At 46.9% G+C, this 21,667-nt stretch carries 20 protein-coding genes and 3 tRNA genes; 13 read left to right on the top strand and 10 right to left on the bottom strand.

What is annotated here, in order from left to right; all coding sequences use genetic code 11:
* The first annotated feature begins 124 nt into the window (after positions 1-124).
* The 4 genes from CBP12_RS00810 to CBP12_RS00795 all read left to right on the top strand — a co-directional run bounded on the left by CBP12_RS00810 (position 125) and on the right by CBP12_RS00795 (position 3,595).
* A tRNA-Arg gene (locus CBP12_RS00810) sits at positions 125-199 on the top strand.
* Positions 200-619: 420 nt separating this feature from the next.
* Positions 620-2,284 carry a 2-isopropylmalate synthase gene (leuA, locus tag CBP12_RS00805; protein WP_086962049.1) on the top strand — a complete coding sequence of 555 codons (1,665 nt, stop codon included), beginning with the start codon at positions 620-622 and terminating at the stop codon, positions 2,282-2,284.
* A 170-nt stretch (positions 2,285-2,454) separates the two neighbouring features.
* Positions 2,455-2,856, top strand: coding sequence for a YidH family protein (locus tag CBP12_RS00800; RefSeq protein WP_086962047.1), 402 nt, complete (start codon positions 2,455-2,457; stop codon positions 2,854-2,856).
* Positions 2,857-3,157: 301 nt separating this feature from the next.
* Complete coding sequence (locus CBP12_RS00795) at positions 3,158-3,595, top strand: PRC-barrel domain-containing protein (protein WP_086962045.1); 438 nt, start codon at positions 3,158-3,160, stop codon at positions 3,593-3,595.
* 240 nt (positions 3,596-3,835) lie between these two features.
* On the opposite strand, the gene CBP12_RS00790 is transcribed toward CBP12_RS00795, so the two are convergent.
* A complete protein-coding gene (locus CBP12_RS00790) occupies positions 3,836-4,330 on the bottom strand; it encodes an MgtC/SapB family protein (RefSeq protein ID WP_086962042.1) in 495 nt (164 codons plus the stop codon).
* Between the two features lie 48 nt (positions 4,331-4,378).
* Positions 4,379-4,645 (bottom strand): hypothetical protein, encoded by a 267-nt coding sequence (locus CBP12_RS00785; RefSeq protein ID WP_086962040.1) that lies wholly within the window; start codon positions 4,643-4,645, stop codon positions 4,379-4,381.
* Positions 4,646-4,857: 212 nt separating this feature from the next.
* On the opposite strand from CBP12_RS00785, the gene CBP12_RS13430 reads away from it, so the two are divergent.
* Positions 4,858-5,001 carry a hypothetical protein gene (locus CBP12_RS13430; protein WP_157420021.1) on the top strand — a complete coding sequence of 48 codons (144 nt, stop codon included), beginning with the start codon at positions 4,858-4,860 and terminating at the stop codon, positions 4,999-5,001.
* A gap of 138 nt (positions 5,002-5,139) precedes the next feature.
* Here CBP12_RS13430 and CBP12_RS00780 read toward each other — a convergent pair whose 3' ends face one another.
* A complete protein-coding gene (locus CBP12_RS00780) occupies positions 5,140-5,838 on the bottom strand; it encodes a Crp/Fnr family transcriptional regulator (RefSeq protein ID WP_157420019.1) in 699 nt (232 codons plus the stop codon).
* A 154-nt stretch (positions 5,839-5,992) separates the two neighbouring features.
* Here CBP12_RS00780 and CBP12_RS00775 point away from each other — a divergent pair, with 154 nt between their 5' ends.
* The gene (locus CBP12_RS00775) at positions 5,993-6,835 is read left to right on the top strand and encodes an SDR family oxidoreductase (protein WP_086962036.1); all 843 of its coding nucleotides are present in this window, start codon (positions 5,993-5,995) and stop codon (positions 6,833-6,835) included.
* 8 nt (positions 6,836-6,843) lie between these two features.
* Here CBP12_RS00775 and CBP12_RS00770 read toward each other — a convergent pair whose 3' ends face one another.
* On the bottom strand, positions 6,844-7,179 hold the full coding sequence (locus CBP12_RS00770; RefSeq protein ID WP_086962034.1) for a DUF1904 family protein: 336 nt from the start codon (positions 7,177-7,179) through the stop codon (positions 6,844-6,846).
* Positions 7,180-7,252: 73 nt separating this feature from the next.
* Between CBP12_RS00770 and CBP12_RS00765 the strand changes: the two genes are divergently transcribed.
* From CBP12_RS00765 to CBP12_RS00745, 5 genes are all read left to right on the top strand, one after another.
* Positions 7,253-8,119 (top strand): TraB/GumN family protein, encoded by an 867-nt coding sequence (locus CBP12_RS00765; RefSeq protein WP_086962032.1) that lies wholly within the window; start codon positions 7,253-7,255, stop codon positions 8,117-8,119.
* A 258-nt stretch (positions 8,120-8,377) separates the two neighbouring features.
* The gene (locus tag CBP12_RS00760; protein ID WP_086962030.1) at positions 8,378-8,527 is read left to right on the top strand and encodes a DUF3149 domain-containing protein; all 150 of its coding nucleotides are present in this window, start codon (positions 8,378-8,380) and stop codon (positions 8,525-8,527) included.
* Between the two features lie 372 nt (positions 8,528-8,899).
* Positions 8,900-10,378, top strand: coding sequence for a carboxypeptidase M32 (locus tag CBP12_RS00755; protein WP_086965254.1), 1,479 nt, complete (start codon positions 8,900-8,902; stop codon positions 10,376-10,378).
* 101 nt (positions 10,379-10,479) lie between these two features.
* On the top strand, positions 10,480-10,857 hold the full coding sequence (locus tag CBP12_RS00750; RefSeq protein ID WP_086962027.1) for a thiol-disulfide oxidoreductase DCC family protein: 378 nt from the start codon (positions 10,480-10,482) through the stop codon (positions 10,855-10,857).
* 109 nt (positions 10,858-10,966) lie between these two features.
* Positions 10,967-12,052, top strand: a complete 1,086-nt coding sequence (locus CBP12_RS00745) for a ketoacyl-ACP synthase III (RefSeq protein ID WP_086962025.1) — start codon at positions 10,967-10,969, stop codon at positions 12,050-12,052.
* A 138-nt stretch (positions 12,053-12,190) separates the two neighbouring features.
* On the opposite strand, the gene CBP12_RS00740 is transcribed toward CBP12_RS00745, so the two are convergent.
* Together CBP12_RS00740 and CBP12_RS00735 are read right to left on the bottom strand one after the other, a co-directional pair.
* Positions 12,191-12,275: transfer RNA gene (locus CBP12_RS00740), tRNA-Tyr, on the bottom strand.
* A 121-nt stretch (positions 12,276-12,396) separates the two neighbouring features.
* Positions 12,397-12,481 (bottom strand) — tRNA-Tyr (locus CBP12_RS00735).
* Between the two features lie 123 nt (positions 12,482-12,604).
* On the opposite strand from CBP12_RS00735, the gene CBP12_RS00730 reads away from it, so the two are divergent.
* Positions 12,605-13,084, top strand: a complete 480-nt coding sequence (locus CBP12_RS00730) for a VC2046/SO_2500 family protein (protein ID WP_086962023.1) — start codon at positions 12,605-12,607, stop codon at positions 13,082-13,084.
* 368 nt (positions 13,085-13,452) lie between these two features.
* Here the strand turns inward: CBP12_RS00730 and CBP12_RS00725 are convergent, their stop codons facing one another.
* Together CBP12_RS00725 and CBP12_RS00720 are read right to left on the bottom strand one after the other, a co-directional pair.
* Positions 13,453-16,551 (bottom strand): efflux RND transporter permease subunit, encoded by a 3,099-nt coding sequence (locus CBP12_RS00725; protein WP_086962021.1) that lies wholly within the window; start codon positions 16,549-16,551, stop codon positions 13,453-13,455.
* Positions 16,538-17,596, bottom strand: coding sequence for an efflux RND transporter periplasmic adaptor subunit (locus CBP12_RS00720; RefSeq protein ID WP_086962019.1), 1,059 nt, complete (start codon positions 17,594-17,596; stop codon positions 16,538-16,540). Before CBP12_RS00720 ends, CBP12_RS00725 begins: the two co-directional genes overlap by 14 nt.
* 279 nt (positions 17,597-17,875) lie before the next feature.
* Between CBP12_RS00720 and xthA the strand changes: the two genes are divergently transcribed.
* Complete coding sequence (gene xthA, locus CBP12_RS00715) at positions 17,876-18,682, top strand: exodeoxyribonuclease III (protein ID WP_086962017.1); 807 nt, start codon at positions 17,876-17,878, stop codon at positions 18,680-18,682.
* 755 nt (positions 18,683-19,437) lie between these two features.
* Here the strand turns inward: xthA and tilS are convergent.
* Positions 19,438-20,778 carry a tRNA lysidine(34) synthetase TilS gene (gene tilS / locus CBP12_RS00710; protein ID WP_086962015.1) on the bottom strand — a complete coding sequence of 447 codons (1,341 nt, stop codon included), beginning with the start codon at positions 20,776-20,778 and terminating at the stop codon, positions 19,438-19,440.
* 111 nt (positions 20,779-20,889) lie between these two features.
* Positions 20,890-21,639, bottom strand: coding sequence for a M48 family metalloprotease (locus CBP12_RS00705; RefSeq protein ID WP_086962013.1), 750 nt, complete (start codon positions 21,637-21,639; stop codon positions 20,890-20,892).
* Between the last annotated feature and the right edge of the window lie 28 nt (positions 21,640-21,667).

Genomic DNA, 21,667 nt, shown 5'->3' with positions numbered 1-21,667 from the left:
GTGCCTTTAACTGAAAGCGTATAGCGTAATGCGCTAAACGATATTTTCAGTTGGATAAACCGCCACTTAACCGGCTGCGTATTGTGCTACTCACCCCAAAAACGCTACTATAACAGCCTGCGCCGCCCCCATAGTTAAATGGATATAACAAGGTCCTCCTAAGACTTAGTTGTAGGTTCGATTCCTGCTGGGGGCGCCATCAACTGCTTCAAACCCATAGTGACTAATAATCCAAGTATTCTTGAGCAAAACCCATGACACATTACACTTGGCAACGAGTAAGCTTGATGCAATACGATACGTTGCCTTAAAAAAATCACATGACAAGGTGTTCAAAGCCGTTCGCTATCGAGCACTGGATCGTCCCAATGGGCATATACGCGACGCTTGTGTCTGCCCTTTAGCTTAACGTTATCTTCTTCAAGACTCTTCCTTAGTAGGACTAAGCCATCAAGCACTTATCACTTAAAGTAAATTGGCTAACCTCACCCCATAAATACCTTTAAACGCAATAATATTGCTAAAAAATAGCCCTGCCGGGCAATAACGCAATTTATCACCGGGCAAGGTGCGTTATGCTATTAGCATATCTCGTTGAACAAATTCTAAGGTGCGGCACATGAGCTTTGATCATAAAAAATACGTAGCATTTAAGCCGATTAATAAACCTAATCGTCGTTGGCCCGATCGAGTCATTGAGCAAGCACCCCGTTGGTGTGCGGTGGACTTGCGTGATGGTAATCAGGCCTTGATTAAGCCGATGAGTGTGGCGCAAAAGCAGCGGCTGTTTGATTTGTTGGTAAAGCTTGGCTTTAAAGAAATTGAGATTGGCTTTCCGGCTGCTAGCCAACCAGATTTTGATTTTTGCCGTAAATTAATTGAAGAAAATCGCATCCCGCACGATGTCCGTATACAAGTATTAACTCAGGCAAGACCTGAGCTTATTGCTCGCACCTTTGACGCTTTAAAAGGGGCAGAGCAAGCCATAGTGCATGTTTATAACTCCACCTCTACCGTGCAGCGCGAGCAAGTATTTGGTTTAGATAAAGCCGGCATTTGCCAGATTGCGGTGAATGGCGCGCGCTGGGTGAAAGAGCATGCACAACAAGCACCCGAAACCCAATGGACTTTTCAATACTCACCCGAGAGTTTCACCGGTACCGAGCTGGATTTTGCAGTAGAAGTGATTAATAGCGTGAATAGTGTATGGCGTCCTGATTTAGGACAAGCGGTGATAATTAATTTGCCGGCTACCGTGGAAATGTCTACTCCCAATGTGTTTGCCGATCAAATTGAGTGGGTCTGTGATCATGTGGCAAATCGCGAGCACTTTAGTATTAGTGTGCATACCCATAACGATCGGGGTTGTGGAGTAGCGGCGGCGGAATTGGCGATATTAGCCGGCGCCGACCGCGTTGAGGGTACCTTAATGGGTAATGGCGAGCGCACCGGTAATATGGACTTAGTGACCGTAGCCATGAATCTCTATTCTCAAGGCATAGATCCGAAATTGGACTTATCGGGCATGGCAGAAATTGTGGAAACCGTAGAAGCCTGCACCGATATTGCTACTCACCCGCGCCATCCTTATGCAGGCGATTTAGTATTTACTGCGTTTTCTGGTAGCCACCAAGACGCCATTCGTAAATGCTTGGCGCTGCGCAAACCAGAAGATATATGGAATGTAGCCTACTTGCCTATTGATCCTGCAGATCTTGGCCGCCACTACGATGAGGTCGTGCGTATTAACAGCCAATCGGGTAAAGGTGGCGTGGCTTATATCTTAGAGCGCGACTATGCCATTAGCTTGCCCCGCTGGTTGCAGATTGAATTTAGCAAGGTGGTACAAACCGAGGCAGAAACCAATGGCGGCGAAATTGACTCGCTGACCATTCATCGTTTGTTTGAAGAAAAATACCTTAAGGTTAATCCCAACTGGGCGCTGGTCTCTTATGATTTACAGCGCGACCAAGCAGGCGTGCAAGCACAAATTAGCTTTGGCCCCGAGACTCAGCCTATTCAGCTTAAAAACCATGGCGCTGGCGCAGTGGAAGCGGTAGCAGAGGCGCTAAATAGCCATTATGGCATTAATATTTCCGTAGAAGCCTATGATGAGTTTGCGCTAGGTGAAGGCACCACGGCCAATGCTCTGGCCTGTATTCGGTTGCGTATTAATGAGGTGCACTCTAGCGCAGCCGCCTTGGCAGAAGATACCACCTCTGCCACCTTGCAAGCGCTATTATCCGCCGTGGCGCAACAAGTAGAGCCTAATACTTCATCTTAATTGGCACATTAATATACTATTTTACCACACTAATCAGCAGCCTACGGGCTGCTTTTTTTATTGATCACAGCGCTAGAGCACCCTGCTTGTTAAATTCTCTTCTATCTTTTTAAAAGAAACTAATAACTAACTGCTCACTTTTATCAATGACAGACGAGAACGTGACACTAATGGCGGAACAAGAAAATGTGCAGTCCAGCCCGCACACTACTACTCACCCTAACGATTTGGCGCACACACGCACCCAATGGGCAGAAGACAGAACCATGCTTGCTAATGAACGCACATTTGCTGGCTGGATGAGAACCGGAATGGCGGCCATTGCGCTGGCCCTAGGACTAAAGGCGGTGTTTAAAGATACCGAGCATTTACTAGTAGCTAAAGCTGCGGCAGAAATGTTTGTGTTGGTAGCGATTTTAATTTTTTGGTCGGCGGTGGCTAAGTCTCGCAAGGCACAACATCGTATGAAGTGTCATGATATTGCCGCTCAGTCTCATAGGCGAATGCGACAGCTGGCCAGTGTGTTAACGGTGGCCGCATTATTTACCGGTGCGATTTTATGGTTATTATAAGGCGAGAAGTCTATGTAGCTAGATTTTATAACTCACTTAATAAATACCTATTAGCTAGCCGCTAGTAATAACATCTTTGGTTAAGTACTTACTAAATTATTAATTTAAAATAGCTTATATACACACTCTTTTTACATAGCGATTAAGCAATACTTAATGTAGTAACGTCAAAAACAGGCGTGGTGTATTTTACAATTTGGTTACAGGCATATACAAGCAGAAATATATCTACTACCTTAAATATCAAGGGTGCGAACACCTGAGTTTGTATAGATAATCACATTAATTATGGAGATCTAACATGAACTACGAAAATCGCGATTCCATGGGTATGTATCGTCCATTTCAAAATAATCCTGCCGCACTAAGCAGCGAGGACGGCCCAGGCCCCCATTTAATGGGTGCAGAAACCTTAATTGGAAATAATGTGTTTAATCATGAAGGGTTAAACTTGGGCGATATTAAAGAGATCATGCTAGACATGCGCTCCGGTGGTGTGAGCTATGCGGTGCTAGAATTTGGCGGATTTCTTGGTTTAGGCTCTAAACTGTTTGCCGTACCCTGGGGAGCACTCACGCTAGACACAGTTGCCAAGCGCTTTGTGATGAATGTGAGTAAAGAGCAGCTAGAAAATGCTCCGGGCTTTGAAAAAGATGACTGGCCCGATATGGCAGACCCAATGTGGGAACAAAGCGTTCACGACTTCTATGGTACTAAGCCTTATCAGCGCCCACTATAATCGCTTTATAAATCTTAATAATGAATTAAAAGGCACCTTAGGGTGCCTTTTTAATGCCTGCCTTGCACAGTTGTTTATACCTATCTGGATAATTAGTTGCTCGAATAACAAGACCTGCTTATCCATTATCATATGGTGCGGTCGCTGTATCTTAGTAAAGCTAGATCCTGATTTTCGTCAGGATGACGGAGTTACAGAGATGGCTGCGGTACAGAGTTAATCCGTTAATTTTACTGTTTTTTATTGTTCTTTATCAGTGCCATTTTTAATCGCAAGTTGCTCTTTAGTTAGCTCAAGCGGGCGCACTAGCGCCAAGGTAATTAAAGTGATCACGGTGCCTAACAAGGCCACACCTAAGCTGCCCACGCCAGCGGCTACTCCAATGCCTGCCGTCATCCATAATCCCGCTGCCGTGGTTAAGCCTTTAATGTTTTGCTCATCGTTTAACTTTAAAATGGTGCCAGCACCTATAAAGCCAATGCCAGTAACTATGCCTTGAATAACCCGCGACAAGCCGTCTAGCGTCATGCCAATACTCGAGCAGCCTAAGATAAAAGTGGCCGTCCCTAAACACACTAAAATATGAGTACGTACTCCCGCCGGCTTACCCGCCCGCTCTCGTTGTAGACCAATTAGAGCGCCACAAAAAGAGGCGCCCAATAAGCGAAAAGTAAAATGGGTTAGCTCCCGGGTATCAGGAATACCATAAGCCAACGCTTCCCAAAGATAATCCATATTTTTCTCAGCATGAGGCTATTACGTACCCTTAGACTTAACAGAAACTTAGAGTAAAGCAGTCAACGCTAATCTAAAGGGACCTTTTTCTTTTACCACCACGGTGCGCAAATGGCGATTACAGATAAACCATAGTTCATCTCGTTCATTACTGAGTATTAAATAAGCATCTGAAGTTTCTGCTGGGCTATGAACACCCAAAACACGATATGCATGCTCTTTAATAAAACCACTCGCTAAAGGTTTAGGCATAGGAGCACGATCGCCTTCCATTTCTTCAATTCGCACATATAAGCCAGTCTCGATAAATATCATGGTCTTTATTCCATATTAGCGACAGTTAAAGTGTTATAAAAAAGCGTAAGACTCTAAGATGTAATTCATTTTTATCGAATATTTAGTAATTAGTCTTCTTACGCTTAAAAATATAGCTAGTTATGTGTGATGTCATACAGAACTTTTATTTTATGCTGCCATTATTTTAATGTCTAAGCACAATTTCGTGCTTAGGTTATTAGAGGTGAGCCATGAAAACAGCTAACGTTTCTAACCAAACTGATAAAAACGCGCCCCATAATGACCCTAGTCATAAATCCAAAACTGGCGAGCATAAAGAAGGAGATAAATCTAAATCTCAAGATAAATCATCCAGTAAAAAAACTACTAAATAATAAACAGCTAACTTTATTAGTCGCTCACTATATCTATAGTAAACACTTCATTTAATTAGAGCTCACTAATAATGAGGTTTCTTATGTTACGCCGCTTAAGCAACTCAGCCTAAGCGGCGCTATTTTCATTAGTAAACACTAAATAGGGAGCGATGCGTCAAAGTCGCACTCGCAAGCACATTGACTAAGATGTTCGCGATTTAAAATATGAATATGACCTCTGTGATAACAGATCACGCCTAAGCGCTGTAACTTGCTTGCGGCGAGCGTAACTCCTTCACGACGTACTCCTAAATTTTTTGCAATCAGCTCTTGAGTAAGAAAAATATGCTGGGCTGGAGCGGCCGTCGACACGCTTAATAAAAAACGAGATAATTGTTGTTCAATGGTATGAAAGCGATTACATAACGCCATTTGACTGGCATCTAGCATCCGCTGATGAAGATAGCTCAAAAATACGGATTGCAATTGCGTGTTTTGCACCAGCTCCGTCTTTAAAAGCGAGCTGGGTAAGCGATAAGCACTACCCGATACATTGACTAAACTGCGCAATTTAAACACAGGTCCCTCTACTAAAGTACAGGCTCCCACTATCCCCTCTTTTCCTACACTCGCGATAACGACTTCATATTTGGGACTCATCACATAAAAAATAGTCACTTGGCCGTGAGTAGGAAAGTAGACAAAGCAACATTTTTTTCCAGCTTCAGTTAACTCAGTACCACTTGTTAAAGGCACTCGTTTTAAAAAAGGCGCTAAACGCTGGCGTACCCTATGGGGCATGGCTCCCCACAACTGGTTAGCGATAAGTTTAGGCTCACTATTTAAGTTGGGCATATCCATATTCCTCGCTTAATAGCCTTTTATTTTAGTTGATCATGACGAGGGAGGAGAGAATGTCTTAAGGCTGTTGCGGCTACTATTGCAGCTCTTAGTTATTTACCGCACAGTACAGAGCCACAAGGACGGCGCAAAATTTAATAGAGAATATATGATAACTAATAATCAAAAAAGCGTGCTAATTACTGGCTGCTCATCTGGTATCGGTTTATGTGCGGCGCATTTTTTAACGGCTCAGGGTTTTCAAGTTATCGCCTCAGCGCGCAGTCGCGAAGATGTAGCGGCATTAACCGCAGCGGGGCTGACGGCGGTACAATTAGACTTAAGTGATGAAGCCAGTATTGAGGCTGGCGTAGCGGCCACCTTGCAACTAACCGGTGGCCGCTTATATGGCTTGTTTAATAATGGCGCCTACGGTCAACCGGGCGCGCTAGAAGACTTACCCACAGCGGCGCTGCGTGAGCAATTTAATACTAACCTCTTTGGTACTCATCATCTTACACGGTTAGTATTGCCCATTATGTTGGCCGCGGGAGAGGGACGTGTTATTCAAAATAGCTCTATTTTAGGCATTATCGCACTGCCTTTTCGGGGTGCTTATAATGCCTCTAAGTTTGCGCTAGAGGGCTATACCGACACCTTACGTTTAGAGCTTGCGGGCACTGGGGTACAAATTAGCTTAATTGAACCGGGCCCCATAGAAACTCAATTTAGAGCAAACTCAAAAGCCGCGTTTGATAAATATATTGCTAGCGAGCCAGGTCGCCATCGCCAAGCGTATCAGCAAACACTGGCGCGTTTACAACGCCCCGGCCCGAGTTCTAAGTTCAGCTTAGCGCCCGAGGCTTGTATGGCACCTTTGTTACACGCGCTTACCAGCAAGCGGGCTAAAATCCGCTATCCCATCACTCGCCCTACTCACATGATGAGTTGGCTACGTCGTATCCTTAGCGCTCGCGCACTGGATCGTTTATTACTCAAGGCTGGCGGCTAAGCTGAGGGCTAGCCATAATGCTGGCCATTTTCATAATATTGCTGGCCGGTCAGTGGAGTAAAAATGACACAAATATTTTGCTCTGGCTCAAGGTGCGCGCGCAGTGCTTGAGTGATCAGCTCAGCCACTTGGTCTTGCAGTGCTTGGGGGCGAGAAAACCACAGCACCTCCACCAGTGGCTGGCCTGCAACATTAAGGCCGTCATATACAAACTCGGCAGGAATAAACTCCAATACAAAGTGATTTTCTGGGCTATCAACCACGGGCGCGAGAGTGGTCACTAAAGTTTTACTAATTTCTTTAACAATAACGCGAGACAAACCACGAAAGCGCAAATGAGGCATAATCTATTCCTAATATAAGTAACATAATGATCTGCAGTGTAAGCAAAATTAGCGGTGCAAAATAGGATGTTAAATGAAAATAGTGTCTTTTTTATTACTGTGGTTATGCACAGGTTACAGTGTGGCCGCCCCGGCCTTATGGTCAGCCACTAAAGGTTCACAGCAGCTGTGGTTATTTGGCTCCATTCATTTAGCCGATGAGCGTTTGGCCACACTGCCTAAGGAGCTGCTCGCCAGTTTACAACACAGCCAACATCTATATTTAGAAGTGGATCCGCGCGACATCACTCCTCAAGTACTCGCCCCTTTTATGACTTTAGACTCGGCAAATGGCTCGCCTTTGCAACACTGGGATAGCCGTTTAGGGAAAGCCTTAAGTCAGCAACTGCGCCAAGATATTATCGAGCAAAACTTGACGCCATTAACCCAACTGCCGCCCTGGCTGGCCGTAATGCAATTAAGCCAAGCTCATGCCCAACGCTTAGGCTTTTCAAGCGAACAAGGTGTGGACTTACAATTACTACGCGCTGCCGAGCAACAACAATTAACCATTTCTAGTTTAGAGCCGCCCACCTTAGTGTTTGAATTAATGGCCAACCTTGTGGAGCAAAATTTAGAAGCTGACTTTGTGCGGCACAGCTTAGAAGAACAAGCCCAGCTTGCCGAGCATTTAGAAGCTTTATTTAGTGCGTGGCAAAGGGGTGACGAAGCGATCTTATTCGCCTTATTAGACGACCAAGGTTCGCCTAGATTAAGCGATTTTATTCGCCAAGAGCTGCTTATTGCCCGCAACCATTTATGGCTGAGCACTCTTAAGCAGCAAGCGCCCAAGCAGGCACTAATAGTGGTGGGGGCGCTTCACCTATATGGAGAACAAGGTTTAATTAAATTACTTAACAAAGACGGTTATGACTTACATAAAGTATTAACGCCACAATAGTATGACTATTAACGTTATTATTCATCTTAACAGCTCGGTGGGTTTTCTATTTAATGACGATGTCGGCATTTTTTATGGATAATTTATCTGTAAGCACTTTTCATCAATAGCAGAAGTTAGCGGCTGTTGTACGAATTTCGCTAAATTTAGCCTCTTTTACCGATAAATTCGCGATAGTCACTTTTATTGATCAAGATCAGCATTCCTTTACAAGCAATCGCTAAGATATCTTCATAGCGCACACGAAGGGAGACGACTATGGCTTTTTGGCTTGATTTAATGTTTGGCAGTGACATTGGCTTTATGTCTATGATGACTATCATAGTAACTACCGTTATCGTTAGCTCTATCTGCTGCTACTTTGTTTATAAGGTACGCACCTCGGTGCAACCAGAAGAAGAAATGTAATCTAACTTTTTTACCTTTTTACTAAATAAGACGATTTGCTAAATTAAATAGAGTACTAATGTTAATAATTAACTTTATTACTTAAATTTTAATTTAAATGTGTTACTTGAGAGTGACATTTAAGACTGCTTAAACACTTAATAATAAACGACCTAAGTACTGAGTTAGTTATCTAACTTATTTTAATAACGGCAAGTCCCTCCTCCTCGGGACTTGTCGTTTTTTCATTATGGTTGCCCGCACCTTTAAAGGTTTCTTTCTCTGTTAGCACTTTCCTCATTTTAATCTGCTCGCTAAATAGCGCCTGTTATTTGGCAGGCTGGGCGCTTTATGGTTAACTTCGGCTTTGTTTTTATGTTTTTTGGAGCCCGCATGTCTTACTCAGCCCTTACTCAGCACTTTCAACAACAATATCATTTGCAACATATTGCAGCTATGTGTGGCTGGGATCAGGCAACTATGATGCCAGCCGGCGGCAACCAAGCGCGCTCTGAGGCCATGAGTACGCTTGCCGTACTTAGTCATCAACAACTGCAAGCACCTCAATTAGCACAGTGGTTTTCAGCGGCTCAAGCTGAGTCACTAACGCCTGAACAACAAGTAAGTTTAGCGGTCATGCAGCGCCAATGGCGCGATGCCACTATGTTGCCCAGTGATTTAGTGGGAGCTTTTTCTTTAGCAGGTTCGCGCTGTGAACATGCTTGGCGCAGTCTGCGACCTGCCAATGACTGGGCGGGTTTTTTACCCTTATTCGAAGAAGTCTTAAACTTATCTCGCCAAGTGGCCGCGGCACGCAGTGAAGCGCTAGGTCTGTCTTATTACGACAGCTTATTAGAGCAATTTGAGCCCGGCATGCGCAGCGCCACTCTAGACCCACTCTTTAATGACGTTAAACAGTGGTTGCCAGGCTTAATTACTCAAGTACAAGCCAAGCAAAGTGCTGAGCAAGTTCAATTACCTCAGGGCCCTTTTGCTACTAGTCACCAAAAAGCGCTGGGCCTTGAAGTAATGAAGCTGCTAGGCTTTGATTTTAACCATGGTCGCTTAGATGTTAGCGTGCATCCTTTTTGTGGCGGCGTTAGCGAAGATGTGCGCCTCACTACTCGTTATGATGAAAACGACGTAGCTCAAGCGCTAATGGGTGTGATCCATGAAACGGGACATGCTCGCTATGAGCAAAGCTTACCAGCACAGTGGCGTAGTTTACCCGTAGGCCAAGCGCGTTCTATGGGTATTCATGAGTCACAAAGTTTATTCTTTGAAATGCAATTGGCTCGCCACCCCGCTTTTATTGCTAAGCTGGCTCCGTTATTAAGTCATCACTTTGGTGAGCAAACCGCCTTTAGTAGCGATAATTTAGCAAAGCTTTATACCCGCGTTCAGCCTGGGCTCATTCGGGTAGATGCAGATGAGCTCACCTATCCGGCTCATGTAATGCTGCGCTATGAAATTGAGCGCGACTTAATTGAAGGTAAACTACAAGCTAAAGACTTGCCCGAGCGCTGGGATAATTTAATGCAGCAATATTTAGGCTTAAGCACTAAAGGCAATTATAAAGATGGCTGCATGCAAGATATTCACTGGACCGATGGCAGCTTTGGCTATTTTCCAAGTTATACCTTAGGCGCCCTGTATGCCGCGCAACAAGCTAAAGCGATACAAACAGAATTAGGCACCTTTGACCATTTAATTAGCACCGACTTATCGAGTATTTTTAGCTGGCTACAACGCAATATTTGGCAACATGCCAGCCTATTAGAGACTGACGCCTTAATCACTCAAGCCTGTGGGCAACCACTTAACGCCTGTGCTTTTAAGCTACATTTAGAACAGCGTTACTTAGGCGCCTAGGTAGAAAAAGAACGAGGGACTTGGGACTAGGGATTGGGAGCTTTGCACTTAAGGTGGTTGCTATTCCCTGTTCCCCATTCACTACTACTAAGGGGGTTTTAATGGATAGCAAACAGTCTCATCATAAATTAGTGGTATTTTACGATGGCAGTTGTGAGGGCTGTATCAAAGACAGAGCCAATTATGAACGCTGGGCGGGAGATGGCGGCCAGGATATTTATTGGTTTGATATTACCGACCGTGAAGAGGTGTTACTAAGTCTAGGATTAGATCCTGGCAAGGTGATGCGTGAGCTACACGTACAAACTGAAGATGGCAAAATACTTACCGAAATCGATGCTTACATCTTATTAATGCAAAGAGTGCCGCGCTTAAAGCTACTCGCATGGTTTATTGGCTTACCGATTATTCGTCCTTGTCTGTCTTGGTTATATCGCACTTGGGTAGAAAAACGGTTGCGCCGCCAAGGACGAATTTAGCGCTTAGCTAGCAGTAACATTACTCAGTCACACCAGCGCCTACCAAATTTGACAGCCTAAGCTGGCTCAGGCATAACAAAAGCACCACCACTCTTTTTACAGGTCTATTATGCGCTACGCCAATATTACCGGCTGGGGGAAATGTCTTCCTCCTGCGGCTCTTAGCAACGATGACTTAAGTACTTTTCTCGATACCTCAGATGACTGGATTTATAGTCGCACCGGCATTCGCTCGCGCCGTATCGCTCATGTAAATACCTCAGACTTAGCCACGGTGGCAGCGCACCATGCGCTAGCCGCTGCGGGATTAACACCCGACCAACTCGATGGTATTATTTTAGCTACCGCCAGCCCCGATACCTTAGTGCCCAGCGCCGCCTCAAGTGTGCAACGCAACCTTGGCGCGACTAAAGCGGCAGTGTTTGATATTAATGCCGCCTGCACCGGCTTTATTTATGGCTTAAGTGTCGGCAGCGCACTGATTAAGGCCGGTACCATGGAGCGCGTACTCGTCATCGGTGCCGAGCGTTTAACTCATTATTTAGACTGGACTCAGCGTGATACTGCGGTGTTATTTGGCGATGGCGCGGGGGCTGTCATCATCGAAGCCTGTGAGCAACCGCTTGGCTTAATTGCTGATAAGTTAGGCTGCGATGCCGAAGCTAATGATATTTTGGCCATTCCTAACTCAGGCACAGCCAGAGAGCGATTTGCGCAAACCGATGGCTTATTTTCAGTTAACTTTGAGGGCAAGGAAATTTTTAAGCGAGCCGTAAAAGGCATGGGCGAGGCTGCCGCTGAAGTATTAACACAGGCCGGTTTAAACGGGGAAGATATTGATTTATTACTCCCACACCAAGCGAATGTGCGCATTATCGACACCCTAGCTAAGAAGATGAACCTGCCTAGCGAAAAGATCATGGTTAATCTTGAGCAATACGGCAATACTTCGGCAGCCACAGTTCCCATCGCCTTATGCGATGCCCTAGAGCAAGAGCGTATTAAGCCAGGTGCACTGCTACTCACTGCCGCCTTTGGTGCCGGCTTAACTTGGGGTGCGGGCGTGATCCGCTGGGGCGAGCGCACCACGCCAGTCGCGACTTCAGAGGCACAACTGCCGCCTTGTACGCAAACCGCGCTCGAGTTGTTAGCGCCAGCTATTAAAGGCTGCCGAGCAGCTAAAAATAACAGCTAAAAAAGTCATACGCCGTACGCTATACGTAAAAGACACTCCCGCTGTTTTTAACTCGCAACGTACGGCGTAAAACGTATGTCGTGATGTTCATAAAAAACACATAAAAAAGCCAGTGCTAAGCACTGGCTTTTTAAAAGGTGGTGGAGGAGGCTGGATTCGAACCAGCGAAGGCGGAGCCGTCAGATTTACAGTCTGATCCCTTTAGCCACTCGGGAACTCCTCCACATTAAAACTTTTTAAAATGGGATGGCTAATTTACCTTTAGCAAAATTTTTTATTATTGACTGCGATTAATTTTTAACTTAATTAAACAGTGTGGGTTAACTCACGCCATTATTAATAAATGGTGGAGGAGGCTGGATTCGAACCAGCGAAGGCGGAGCCGTCAGATTTACAGTCTGATCCCTTTAGCCACTCGGGAACTCCTCCACACTTTGTGCTGCGCATCTTACCAAAAGAATTAGCTTTGTGAACCCCTAAGCCCAAGTTTTTACTAATTAAATCGACTTTGCTGCCGATAACTAACCAAATGCCTATTTTTTACACTTAACTATGCTGACAGAAACCCATAACTCGCTACTCGTTAACGACAGTCAACTCGGAGACCGCCTTAACCATGCGGTTGCCGATGGCCGTCGTAGCGATTTTGGCTTGTTATTGGCCATGCTGTCAGATGATGCGCGCGACTTACCTCGCATTGAAGCGGATAAAGATGAACAAGGCCAAATTAATTGGCGCCAGTATTTTGAGCTGCCTAACGCTGAGCCTCTTTATGCCGAAGAACAAGACACTATTAGAGCGCCGCAATTATCGGCGCTTGCCAATGAGCTGCAACAAGACAGCCTGCGCTTAATGCTAGCGATGCGCGCCGAGCCGCTGCGCGTCGATCACGCTGCGCTGCCTTATGAAGTAAACAGCAACTTAAGCCCTCGCACTCAAGCTCGCTTTGCCGGTGAACAACTTAACCGCGCCCTCCCCCAAGACGCCAGCCGCATGCTAGACATCATAGAGTCAGTGAAAGCGATGGCCTAGTGAGTGAAGAGGGATTGGGGGTTGGAGATTGGTGAATATCGAGCAGTGGCCGTCATCCTGACGAAAGTCAGGATCTGCTTTAAGCTCTACACCCAAGGATGAGATACCGAGGCCGTCATCCTGACGAAAGCCAGGATCTGATTTAGGTTCTCCACCCATGGGCGAGATACCGGGGCCGTCATGCTGAACTTGTTTCAGTACCGGTATGACAAGAAATGCGTGCCACTTTGGTGAAAACGGCCGTCATCACGACGCATGTCAGGACCTAGTTTTAAGCTTGGTACAGTGTGCGGATTTTCCCCCTCACCGCTCCCCACACCGAGCCACTATTCCCTATCCCCGACTCACTATCCCCTATTCCCTATGCACTATTCGTCCGTCCCCGCCTCCTTAAGTGCCACAGAGAGCAAGCGTGCTTGATGCTCTGGCGATTGCGTGCCGCGTGCTAATAAGCGATACATAGCAGGGACAATAAATAAGGTGAGTAAGGTCGCTAAAGACACACCGGCAAACACTACCACACCAATAGTTTGGCGGCTTTCTGCGCCAGCGCCACTGGCTAAAATAAGCGGAATAGCCCCAATAATAGTGGTGAAAGCGGTCATTAAAATAGGGCGTAACCGACGCACCGACGCTTCCACAATGGCGTCATCAAAAGCCACTCCGCGATCGCGCAATTGGTTAGCAAACTCCACTATTAAGATGCCGTTTTTAGTCACTAAGCCTATCAACATCACCATGGCAATTTGGCTATAGGCATTTAAGCTCATACCAGCCAGATATAAGCCTAATAAGCCGCCTACTAAGCCAAGTGGTACTGTTAGCAACACAATAAAGGGATGAATAAAGCTTTCAAATTGCGCCGCTAAAATTAAGAACACCACGACCAGTGCCAAGCCAAACACAAAAGCCACATCACTTTGGTTATTTTTATATTCTAATGACTCGCCTTTATAATCGGCCACTGCATTATCGGGCAAATGCTCACGCACCAGCTTATCTAAGTAATCCAGCGCCTCACCTAAGCTATAATTACCGACTAAGTTGGCACTCAGCGTGATGGCTTTTTTACGATTGTAATGGTTAAGTGACGCTGACGTGCCTTGCTCATTTAAGCTCACTAAATTATCTAGGGCGATCACCTCTCCTTGGCCACTGCGCAAATAAATGCCGCCCAAGTCACTCAGTTGCTTGAAGCCATCTTGCTGGCCTTTTAAGAACACATCGTATTCTTCACCTTGGCGCTCATAGGTGGTAATGGCTTGCCCGGCTAACATCACATTTAAACTATCGGCCACGTCGGTGACTGAAATTCCCAGCTTAGCGGCGCGTACTTGATCCACGTCCACTAATAGCTCGGGTTTAGTTTGGGCATAATCGAGCTCTAAATCGCTTAAACCTGGATTATCTCGCGCCAAAGCACGCAGCTGCTCCGCCCAGCTATACAGCTCCTCATAATCGCTACCAGTAAGTACAAACTCCACCGGCGTGCTAGAGCCGCCTCGAATTGATGAGGGTAAAATAGGGATCACCAACACATCTGCTACCTCCGCCGTTAGCCCGCGAATCCGATTGACTATCTGCTCGGCGGGTACGCTACGTTGGCTCCAACTTTCTAAGCTCATAATCACCATGCCGCTGTTTACCCCACCACCAAAGCCTGGGGTACGCACCGTTAAATTAGTAGCAATGCCCTCTTCCAGTAAGGGATTTAATCGTTGCTCAATTTCGCCCATGGCCAAGCTCATGCGATCGAAGCTGGCTCCTTCAGCGCCGCGCACCATGATAAATACCGAGCCTCGGTCTTCTTTAGGCGTTAAGCTTTGGGGTATTTGCGTTAGTAACCAAGTGGTCAGCCCCACCGCTATTACCATGACTATTGGCGCCCACCAAGGACGACCTCGCCCTTTACTTAGCAAGCGCTGATAACCACGCTCTAACTTAACAAAGCCTGTATTAAAATATCGCGTTAAGGAGCTAGGCATTTGGTGGGCTTTTAATATTTTAGCGCTCATCACTGGGCTTAACGTCAGCGCCACTATGGAAGAAAACACCACCGCAGCCGACAATAACACCGCAAACTCGGTAAAAATTCGTCCGATAATGCCGCCCATAAAGACGATGGGCACAAATACCGCCACTAAAGTGAGGGTGGTGGCAATGACCGCAAACCCTACCTCACGGGTGCCATAATAGGCGGCGGCCAGTGGCGAGCGCCCCCGCTCCAGATGGTGATAAATATTTTCTAACACCACAATGGCATCGTCCACCACCAAACCAATGGCCATAATCAACGCCATCAGCGTAATAAGATTCACCGAATAACCCAGCGCATAAGCGGCAATAAAAGCACTGATCAAAGACACCGGCACCGTAATCGCAGGAATAAGCGTGGCGCGCACTTGGCCTAAGAATATATAAATCACTAACACGACTAAGCTGACGGTGATCAACAGCGTTTGGTATACCTCACTAATGGCGCTGTCGATAAATACCGAGCTATCAAAGGTCCAAGTGAGCTCAGTGCCCTCTGGTAAGAAGGGTTGTTGGGCGCTAATCGCCTTTTTAACTTCATTAACCACATCTAAGGTATTCGCTTGGCTTTGCTTAACGATGCCAAGTCCCACCACATTTTGACCGTTAGAGCGAAACAGGGTGTTTTCGGGCTTTTCTCCCTCCCACACTTGAGCCACATCCGATAAATAAACGCGACTATGACTATCGATGCTTCGTATGGTTAAGTGTTGAAAATTAATGGCTTCTTCATAGCTGCGCTGAATACGAGTGGCGTAATTTTGCTGGCTATTTTCTAACATACCCGCTGGCAGCTCGACGTTTTGCGAGCGCAGTGCGGCGCGAATATCACTGACCGTCACCCCGCGCGCCGCCATAGCGATGGGGTCGAGGCGCACATTCATTACCCGCTCTTTTCGCCCGCCTACCACCACTGAGCTCACACCATCGAGCAAGCTAAAGCGATCCGCTAATACATTTTCTGCATAATCGCCCATGGCCAACGGCGACATGCCAGTGGAGCGTAGCGTTATCCACAAAATAACATCGTTGCGCCCCGTATCTTTAGTGACAATGGGGGCATCTGCGTCATCAGGCAGCTTTCGAGAAGCGCGAGCCACGGCTTCTCGCACATCACTGGCCGCACTATCAAGATCACGGTTAGGGTCAAACTCAATGGTAATGCTCGAGCTACCATCACTGGTACTCGAGCTAATATATTTCACATCACTAATGCCGGATAACTCATCTTCTAAGCGCTTGGTCACTTGCACTTCTAGCACGGCAGCACTGGCGCCGGTATAGCTGGTGCGCACCGTTACTACCGGCGAGGTAGTATCTGGCATCTCACGAAGCGGCAGTTCTAAAAATGAAATTAAGCCAAATACGCACAGCATTAAGCTTACTACCGTCGCCAGCACGGGTCTGGCAATGGAGAGATCAGAGATCTTCATCTAATACCTCAACCACACTGCCTTCCCGTACTTTTACCGTACCGGCACTAATAACTTGCTCACCCGCACTCAGCCCTTCAACAATGGTGACTTGCTCGCCTAAATTACGACCTATGGTCACATCGCGGCGGCTCACCTTATTTTCATCATCCACCACATAGACATAGCGCTGCTGGCCAGCATAGAGCAAGCTTTGCACCGGAATGGCGAGCTGTACCCGATTATCCACATTAAGTGTTACCCGCATTAACATGCCTGGCACTAATAGCGCCGCCTCTGGCTTGGCATCGGGGTCGAGTTGCGGGTTATCAAAGACGAGGCGCACCTTGGCAGTTAAGGTTTCGCTATCCACACTGGGCGCTATTACTGCTAATTTCCCCGTAAAGGCTCTATCGCCAAAAGCGTCACTATAAGCGGTAAGCGTTTGGCCTTGAGTTACTTTATTAAGGTATTTTTCCGCTAACGCTACATCCAGTTTCACTTCACTGAGATCCGAGAGCTCGGCTACCGGCTCATTCGCATTTAGCAGCGTCCCAGGTGCTACATCCGTAAGCCCAATAACGCCACTAAAAGGCGCGCGTAGCGTTAAGTAAGAAGCTTGTACTTGAGCGGCAGCCAGCTTAGCTTGTGCCATGGCAACCGCAGCTTGCTGGCCATCTAATTCGGTTTGGGTCACGGCTTTTCGACTAAATAAGGTACGAAAATTTTTATAGATGCGCTGCGCATCCATTAATGCCGCTTTTGCTTCACTGACTTGAGCGTTAGCGGCTCTGTCATCTAAGCTCAGTAAAATATCGCCTTTTTTAACCTCTTGGCCTGAGACAAAGTGTACTTTAGTCACCCGAGCACTCACTTGGGGCGCAATGGCTACGCGTTGCTTAGCACTCAAGGTACCCATAAGCTCAACGCTCGACGTCACCGGCTGCTCGCTCACTGTGGCCGTAGTCACTACAGCCTTATATTGCGCCTGCGCCATAGGAGCCACGCTGAGGATGAGCGCCAACAAAGCACCCAAATAGCCCCTATTTATTGTCTTAAATTCCATGCTTTTGTGTTCCTTATCCAAGCTCGCCCTAGTGTAGCGCGTTCGCTTGCCTAAACTATGTCTATTGCTCTGCATTTTGTAACAAAATGTAACTTAACACTGCGCTCGGTACTCAGCGCCTAGCCAGACAAAAGCGAGCTCTGGAGTTAGGATTGGGATCAGCGGATCCACATTTTGTTTAAAGCTTCGCTTTTAATGCCGTGGTCCGTGTTTTTTGTTAGCCTAGGGGCTCTTCCATCTCAGTTAATGACTGGTTTTTAGATTAGGCATATATTCGCAATGAAAGTGATCTCTTTTAATATCAACGGACTTAGAGCGCGTTTGCACCAACTGCAAGCCATTATCGATAAACACCAGCCCGATGTCATTGGCTTACAAGAAATCAAAGTACATGATGAGGTGTTTCCGGTGGCAGCCGTAGAAGCCATGGGTTATCACGTACACTTTCATGGCCAAAAAGCCCACTACGGCGTCGCCATGCTAAGTAAGCAAGCGCCACTTGAGGTGCGAAAAGGTTTTCCCGGTGATGATGAAGATGCCCAGCGCAGAATGATCATGGCCCGCTTTGCACGCCCCGATGGCAGTGAAGTGACAATTTTAAATGGTTATTTCCCACAAGGCGAAAACCGCAAACACGAAACTAAGTTTCCGGCCAAGGCGAAGTTTTATGAAGACTTACAGGCCTATCTCAACCAATATCACAGTCCAGATGAGGCGGTGATTGTGATGGGCGATGTAAATATCTCTCATACTGACTTAGATATTGGTATTGGTGAGCCTAACCGTAAGCGCTGGCTACGTGAGGGTAAGTGCTCATTTTTACCCGAGGAGCGCGAATGGATGGAGCGTTTATTAAGCTGGGGCTTAACGGACACTTGGCGCTTACAAAACCCTCAGCAAACTGAGCAATACTCTTGGTTTGATTATCGCAGCCGCGGCTTTGATGATAATCGTGGGCTGCGTATCGATTTGGTATTAGCCACAGCGCCCTTAATCGAGCAGCTAGTGGAGACGGGTATCGATTACGAGCTGCGCGGCATCGAAACACCCTCCGATCACGCGCCAATTTGGGCAAGCTTTAAGTAAAAGCTGGCCGCTATAAGCCAAAACCTACCGTCATACCGAGCTGGCCTCGGTATCTCCTGCACACCTCTCGTCATACCGAGCTTGCCTCGGTATCTCGCTCTTAGATACTAAAACTAGACCAGATCCTGATGTGCGTCAGGATAACGAATATTAGCGTCATACCGGGCTTGATCCGGTATCTCGCTCTTAGATACTAAAACTAGACCAGATCCTGATGTGCATCAGGATGACGACGGAGCTTAAGATCCTGACTTTCGTCAGGATGACAAATATTACCGTCATACCGGACTGGCTCCGATATCTCACTCTTAGATACTAAAACTAAACCAGAGCCTGATGGCCATCAGGATGACGGCAGAGCTTAAGATCCTGACTTTCGCCAGGATGACAGCATACACCAAAAACACACCGTCATACCGGACTGGCTCCGGTATCTCGTTCTTAGACCCTAAAAACTAAACCAGATCCTGATGTGCCTCAGGATGACAAATATTAGCGTCATACCGGACTTGCTCCGGTATCTCACTCTTAGGTACTAAAACTAGACCAGAGCCTGATGGCCATCAGGATGACGACGGAGCTTAAGATCCTGACTTTCGCCAGGATGACAGCATACACCAAAAACACACCGTCATACCGGACTGGCTCCGGTATCTCGTTCTTAGACCCTAAAAACTAAACCAGATCCTGATGTGCCTCAGGATGACGACGGAGCTTAAGATCCTGACTTTCGCCAGCATAACGAACATCTCTCCTCATACCAAGTTCGCCTCGGTATCTGCTGCACGCCACTCTAAGCGCCAGCCTGCTTGGTTTGGCTTGGCTGCATAGTCTTGGCTAACAAACAAGCCTGGTACCGCAACCAGCTGCTCATTACCGATAAGCAATAGCGGCATGTGAGCGCGCAACCAAGTTGGTACTGCATATTCTTGCCAAAGTTTTTTTAACGCCCGTGAGCTCGCTCGTCCTTGGGGTTGGGCGCGTAAGCCGTGAATATTAAAGCTCAGCTGCAACTGGCTCAAACTCAGCTCGCCATCAAGATCTGCGCCTTGCTCAACCCAGCTTAAGCGCAGCCGCCCTACTCCCGCGTCTAACCAACGCTCTGGTATTAACTCCTGTAATACCTGCGTCTTGCCTGTGGCATTGGGTATATAAAGTGCACCTTGATAACGCAAAATACTAGCCGCGCCCAATCTCACCTGCGGTGTAGCGTCTCGTCGTGCCAAGGCTACTTGTTGCCAGATAGCGTCTAGTTGAGTGCGACTAGGGTACACATTGTGTAGCTGCAGCCAATGGCGCAGCACATTATGGCGCCGCGCGACACTTAAAGCCTGTAAGCCGGCAATTTTAAGGCCGCCACTATTATTTTTCACACTTGGAAAGTCTAGCTCGGCTAGCTCTTGCGCCAGCTGCAATTGTTCACCGCACAGCTCAGCACTGCGCGCCACAGTATGATTAAAAGACGGCCATTGCTTAAGCAAGCGGGGCAGAATTTGATTACGTAAAAAATTACGATCAAATTCATCATTCCTATTACTGGGATCCTCTACCCAGTTTAAGCCCTGCTCTTTGGCATAAATTTCTAAGCTTTGGCGAGAGCAGCCAAGTAAGGGGCGCCAGTGCTGGTATTGAGACTGAGACCCAAAGGGTTTTCGCTCAGGCATGGCCGCCAAGCCAGCGATACCCGCGCCCCGTTTTAGCGCCAATAATAAGGTTTCTGCTTGGTCGTCTAAGTGATGGCCGGTGAGTAAAATATCATGTTCGCTCATTAGCTGTTCAAGGGCTTGATAGCGCGCGTCTCTGGCGGCAGCCTCTAGGCTAATTCTCGGCCCCAAGGTTATGTGTACCTCTTTCATCACACATTCAACATCAAGCAAAGCGGCCACATTCTTACAATGCTGAGGCCACGCTTTAGCGGCATCTTGTAAGCCATGAGCGATATGCAAAGCTCTAATAGCAATGCCGCGCTCTTTGGCAAAGCGTGCCGCTAGCGCCAGCAATACTGTGGAGTCTAGCCCGCCACTAAAAGCCACCAACAAAGTGTGTTGTGCGGTAAGCCCCTGCATGTGCCGACAAAAAGTGGAATATAAAGACATAACACACCTTTAAAAAGCGAGAAGCTTGAAGCCAAAAGCTAGAGCTCTAATACAAAAACACCGCATCAATTGATCCGGTGTTTATTTCATCACTTAACGCTTTACGCTATTTTAGCCACAGCTAGCATTGGCGGCGGCGTCGCGTACTAATTCAATACGCTTACCCGTAGCCGGGTGACTGGAGAACAAGCCCCCGCCATTACCTGAGTGTTGCATTAACACTTGTTGGGAGCGCATGGCGGCATAAGGGTCCATGCCTTGCTGGCAGAGCACTTCTACGCCGTAGACATCCGCTTGCAATTCATCTTTTTGCGAAAACTGCGCACTTAAAAACTGGCTACCTAGCTCGGCATAATCTGAGGACGCTAGCGCACCTATGGTGCCACCTGCTGCCGATGCCGCTTGGCGAGCGGCGGCCGTTAAGTAGGCATTTTTAAACTGTCCTAAGGTATGTTCATATTTAATATGACCAATCTCATGACCAATCACTGCCATAAGTTCATCATCTTTCATCACATCCATCAGGCCAGAATAAACGCGCACCGTGCCATCTGGCATCGCAAAGGCGTTAATTTCTTTATCTAAGTAGACTCTGAAATTAAGTGGCGTGCCATCAATTTGGGTTAAACCGCGCGTCACTTTCGCGAGGCGCTGGCTATACGCATTATTGGCAGGCGCTAATTTACTTTGTGCATCCATTTTTTGTGCCGCTAAGCTAGCTTGAGTCTGAAGCTCGGCTTTACTAATGGTCATGCCTTGAAATGCGGTAAGACCGGCGCCCAGTAATTGGCCGCCATCATCGGCCACGCAACCACTTAAGCTTAAGGTGAGAATGCTGGCAGTAAGCAATGTTTTTTTCATTTTATAAACCTTTACCTATGCGGGTCTT

The organism is Oceanisphaera avium (genome assembly GCF_002157875.1).
Classification (GTDB): domain Bacteria; phylum Pseudomonadota; class Gammaproteobacteria; order Enterobacterales; family Aeromonadaceae; genus Oceanimonas; species Oceanimonas avium.
Note: the sequence above shows the minus strand (reverse complement) of the source record. Positions and strands in the feature narration are given on the sequence as shown.

Excerpts from the sequence above, each read along its gene's own strand:
- CBP12_RS00785 (WP_086962040.1), bottom strand. The coding sequence starts at position 4,645 with ATGATATTTATCGAGACTGGCTTATATGTGCGAATTGAAGAAATGGAA.
- xthA (WP_086962017.1), top strand. The coding sequence starts at position 17,876 with ATGAAAGTGATCTCTTTTAATATCAACGGACTTAGAGCGCGTTTGCAC.
- CBP12_RS00780 (WP_157420019.1), bottom strand. The coding sequence starts at position 5,838 with ATGCCCAACTTAAATAGTGAGCCTAAACTTATCGCTAACCAGTTGTGG.
- CBP12_RS00705 (WP_086962013.1), bottom strand. The coding sequence starts at position 21,639 with ATGAAAAAAACATTGCTTACTGCCAGCATTCTCACCTTAAGCTTAAGT.
- CBP12_RS00750 (WP_086962027.1), top strand. The coding sequence starts at position 10,480 with ATGGATAGCAAACAGTCTCATCATAAATTAGTGGTATTTTACGATGGC.
- leuA (WP_086962049.1), top strand. The coding sequence starts at position 620 with ATGAGCTTTGATCATAAAAAATACGTAGCATTTAAGCCGATTAATAAA.
- CBP12_RS00745 (WP_086962025.1), top strand. The coding sequence starts at position 10,967 with ATGCGCTACGCCAATATTACCGGCTGGGGGAAATGTCTTCCTCCTGCG.
- CBP12_RS00730 (WP_086962023.1), top strand. The coding sequence starts at position 12,605 with ATGCTGACAGAAACCCATAACTCGCTACTCGTTAACGACAGTCAACTC.
- CBP12_RS00800 (WP_086962047.1), top strand. The coding sequence starts at position 2,455 with ATGGCGGAACAAGAAAATGTGCAGTCCAGCCCGCACACTACTACTCAC.
- CBP12_RS00775 (WP_086962036.1), top strand. The coding sequence starts at position 5,993 with ATGATAACTAATAATCAAAAAAGCGTGCTAATTACTGGCTGCTCATCT.
- CBP12_RS13430 (WP_157420021.1), top strand. The coding sequence starts at position 4,858 with ATGAAAACAGCTAACGTTTCTAACCAAACTGATAAAAACGCGCCCCAT.
- CBP12_RS00760 (WP_086962030.1), top strand. The coding sequence starts at position 8,378 with ATGGCTTTTTGGCTTGATTTAATGTTTGGCAGTGACATTGGCTTTATG.
- CBP12_RS00755 (WP_086965254.1), top strand. The coding sequence starts at position 8,900 with ATGTCTTACTCAGCCCTTACTCAGCACTTTCAACAACAATATCATTTG.
- CBP12_RS00790 (WP_086962042.1), bottom strand. The coding sequence starts at position 4,330 with ATGGATTATCTTTGGGAAGCGTTGGCTTATGGTATTCCTGATACCCGG.
- CBP12_RS00770 (WP_086962034.1), bottom strand. The coding sequence starts at position 7,179 with ATGCCTCATTTGCGCTTTCGTGGTTTGTCTCGCGTTATTGTTAAAGAA.
- tilS (WP_086962015.1), bottom strand. The coding sequence starts at position 20,778 with ATGTCTTTATATTCCACTTTTTGTCGGCACATGCAGGGGCTTACCGCA.
- CBP12_RS00720 (WP_086962019.1), bottom strand. The coding sequence starts at position 17,596 with ATGGAATTTAAGACAATAAATAGGGGCTATTTGGGTGCTTTGTTGGCG.
- CBP12_RS00725 (WP_086962021.1), bottom strand. The coding sequence starts at position 16,551 with ATGAAGATCTCTGATCTCTCCATTGCCAGACCCGTGCTGGCGACGGTA.
- CBP12_RS00795 (WP_086962045.1), top strand. The coding sequence starts at position 3,158 with ATGAACTACGAAAATCGCGATTCCATGGGTATGTATCGTCCATTTCAA.
- CBP12_RS00765 (WP_086962032.1), top strand. The coding sequence starts at position 7,253 with ATGAAAATAGTGTCTTTTTTATTACTGTGGTTATGCACAGGTTACAGT.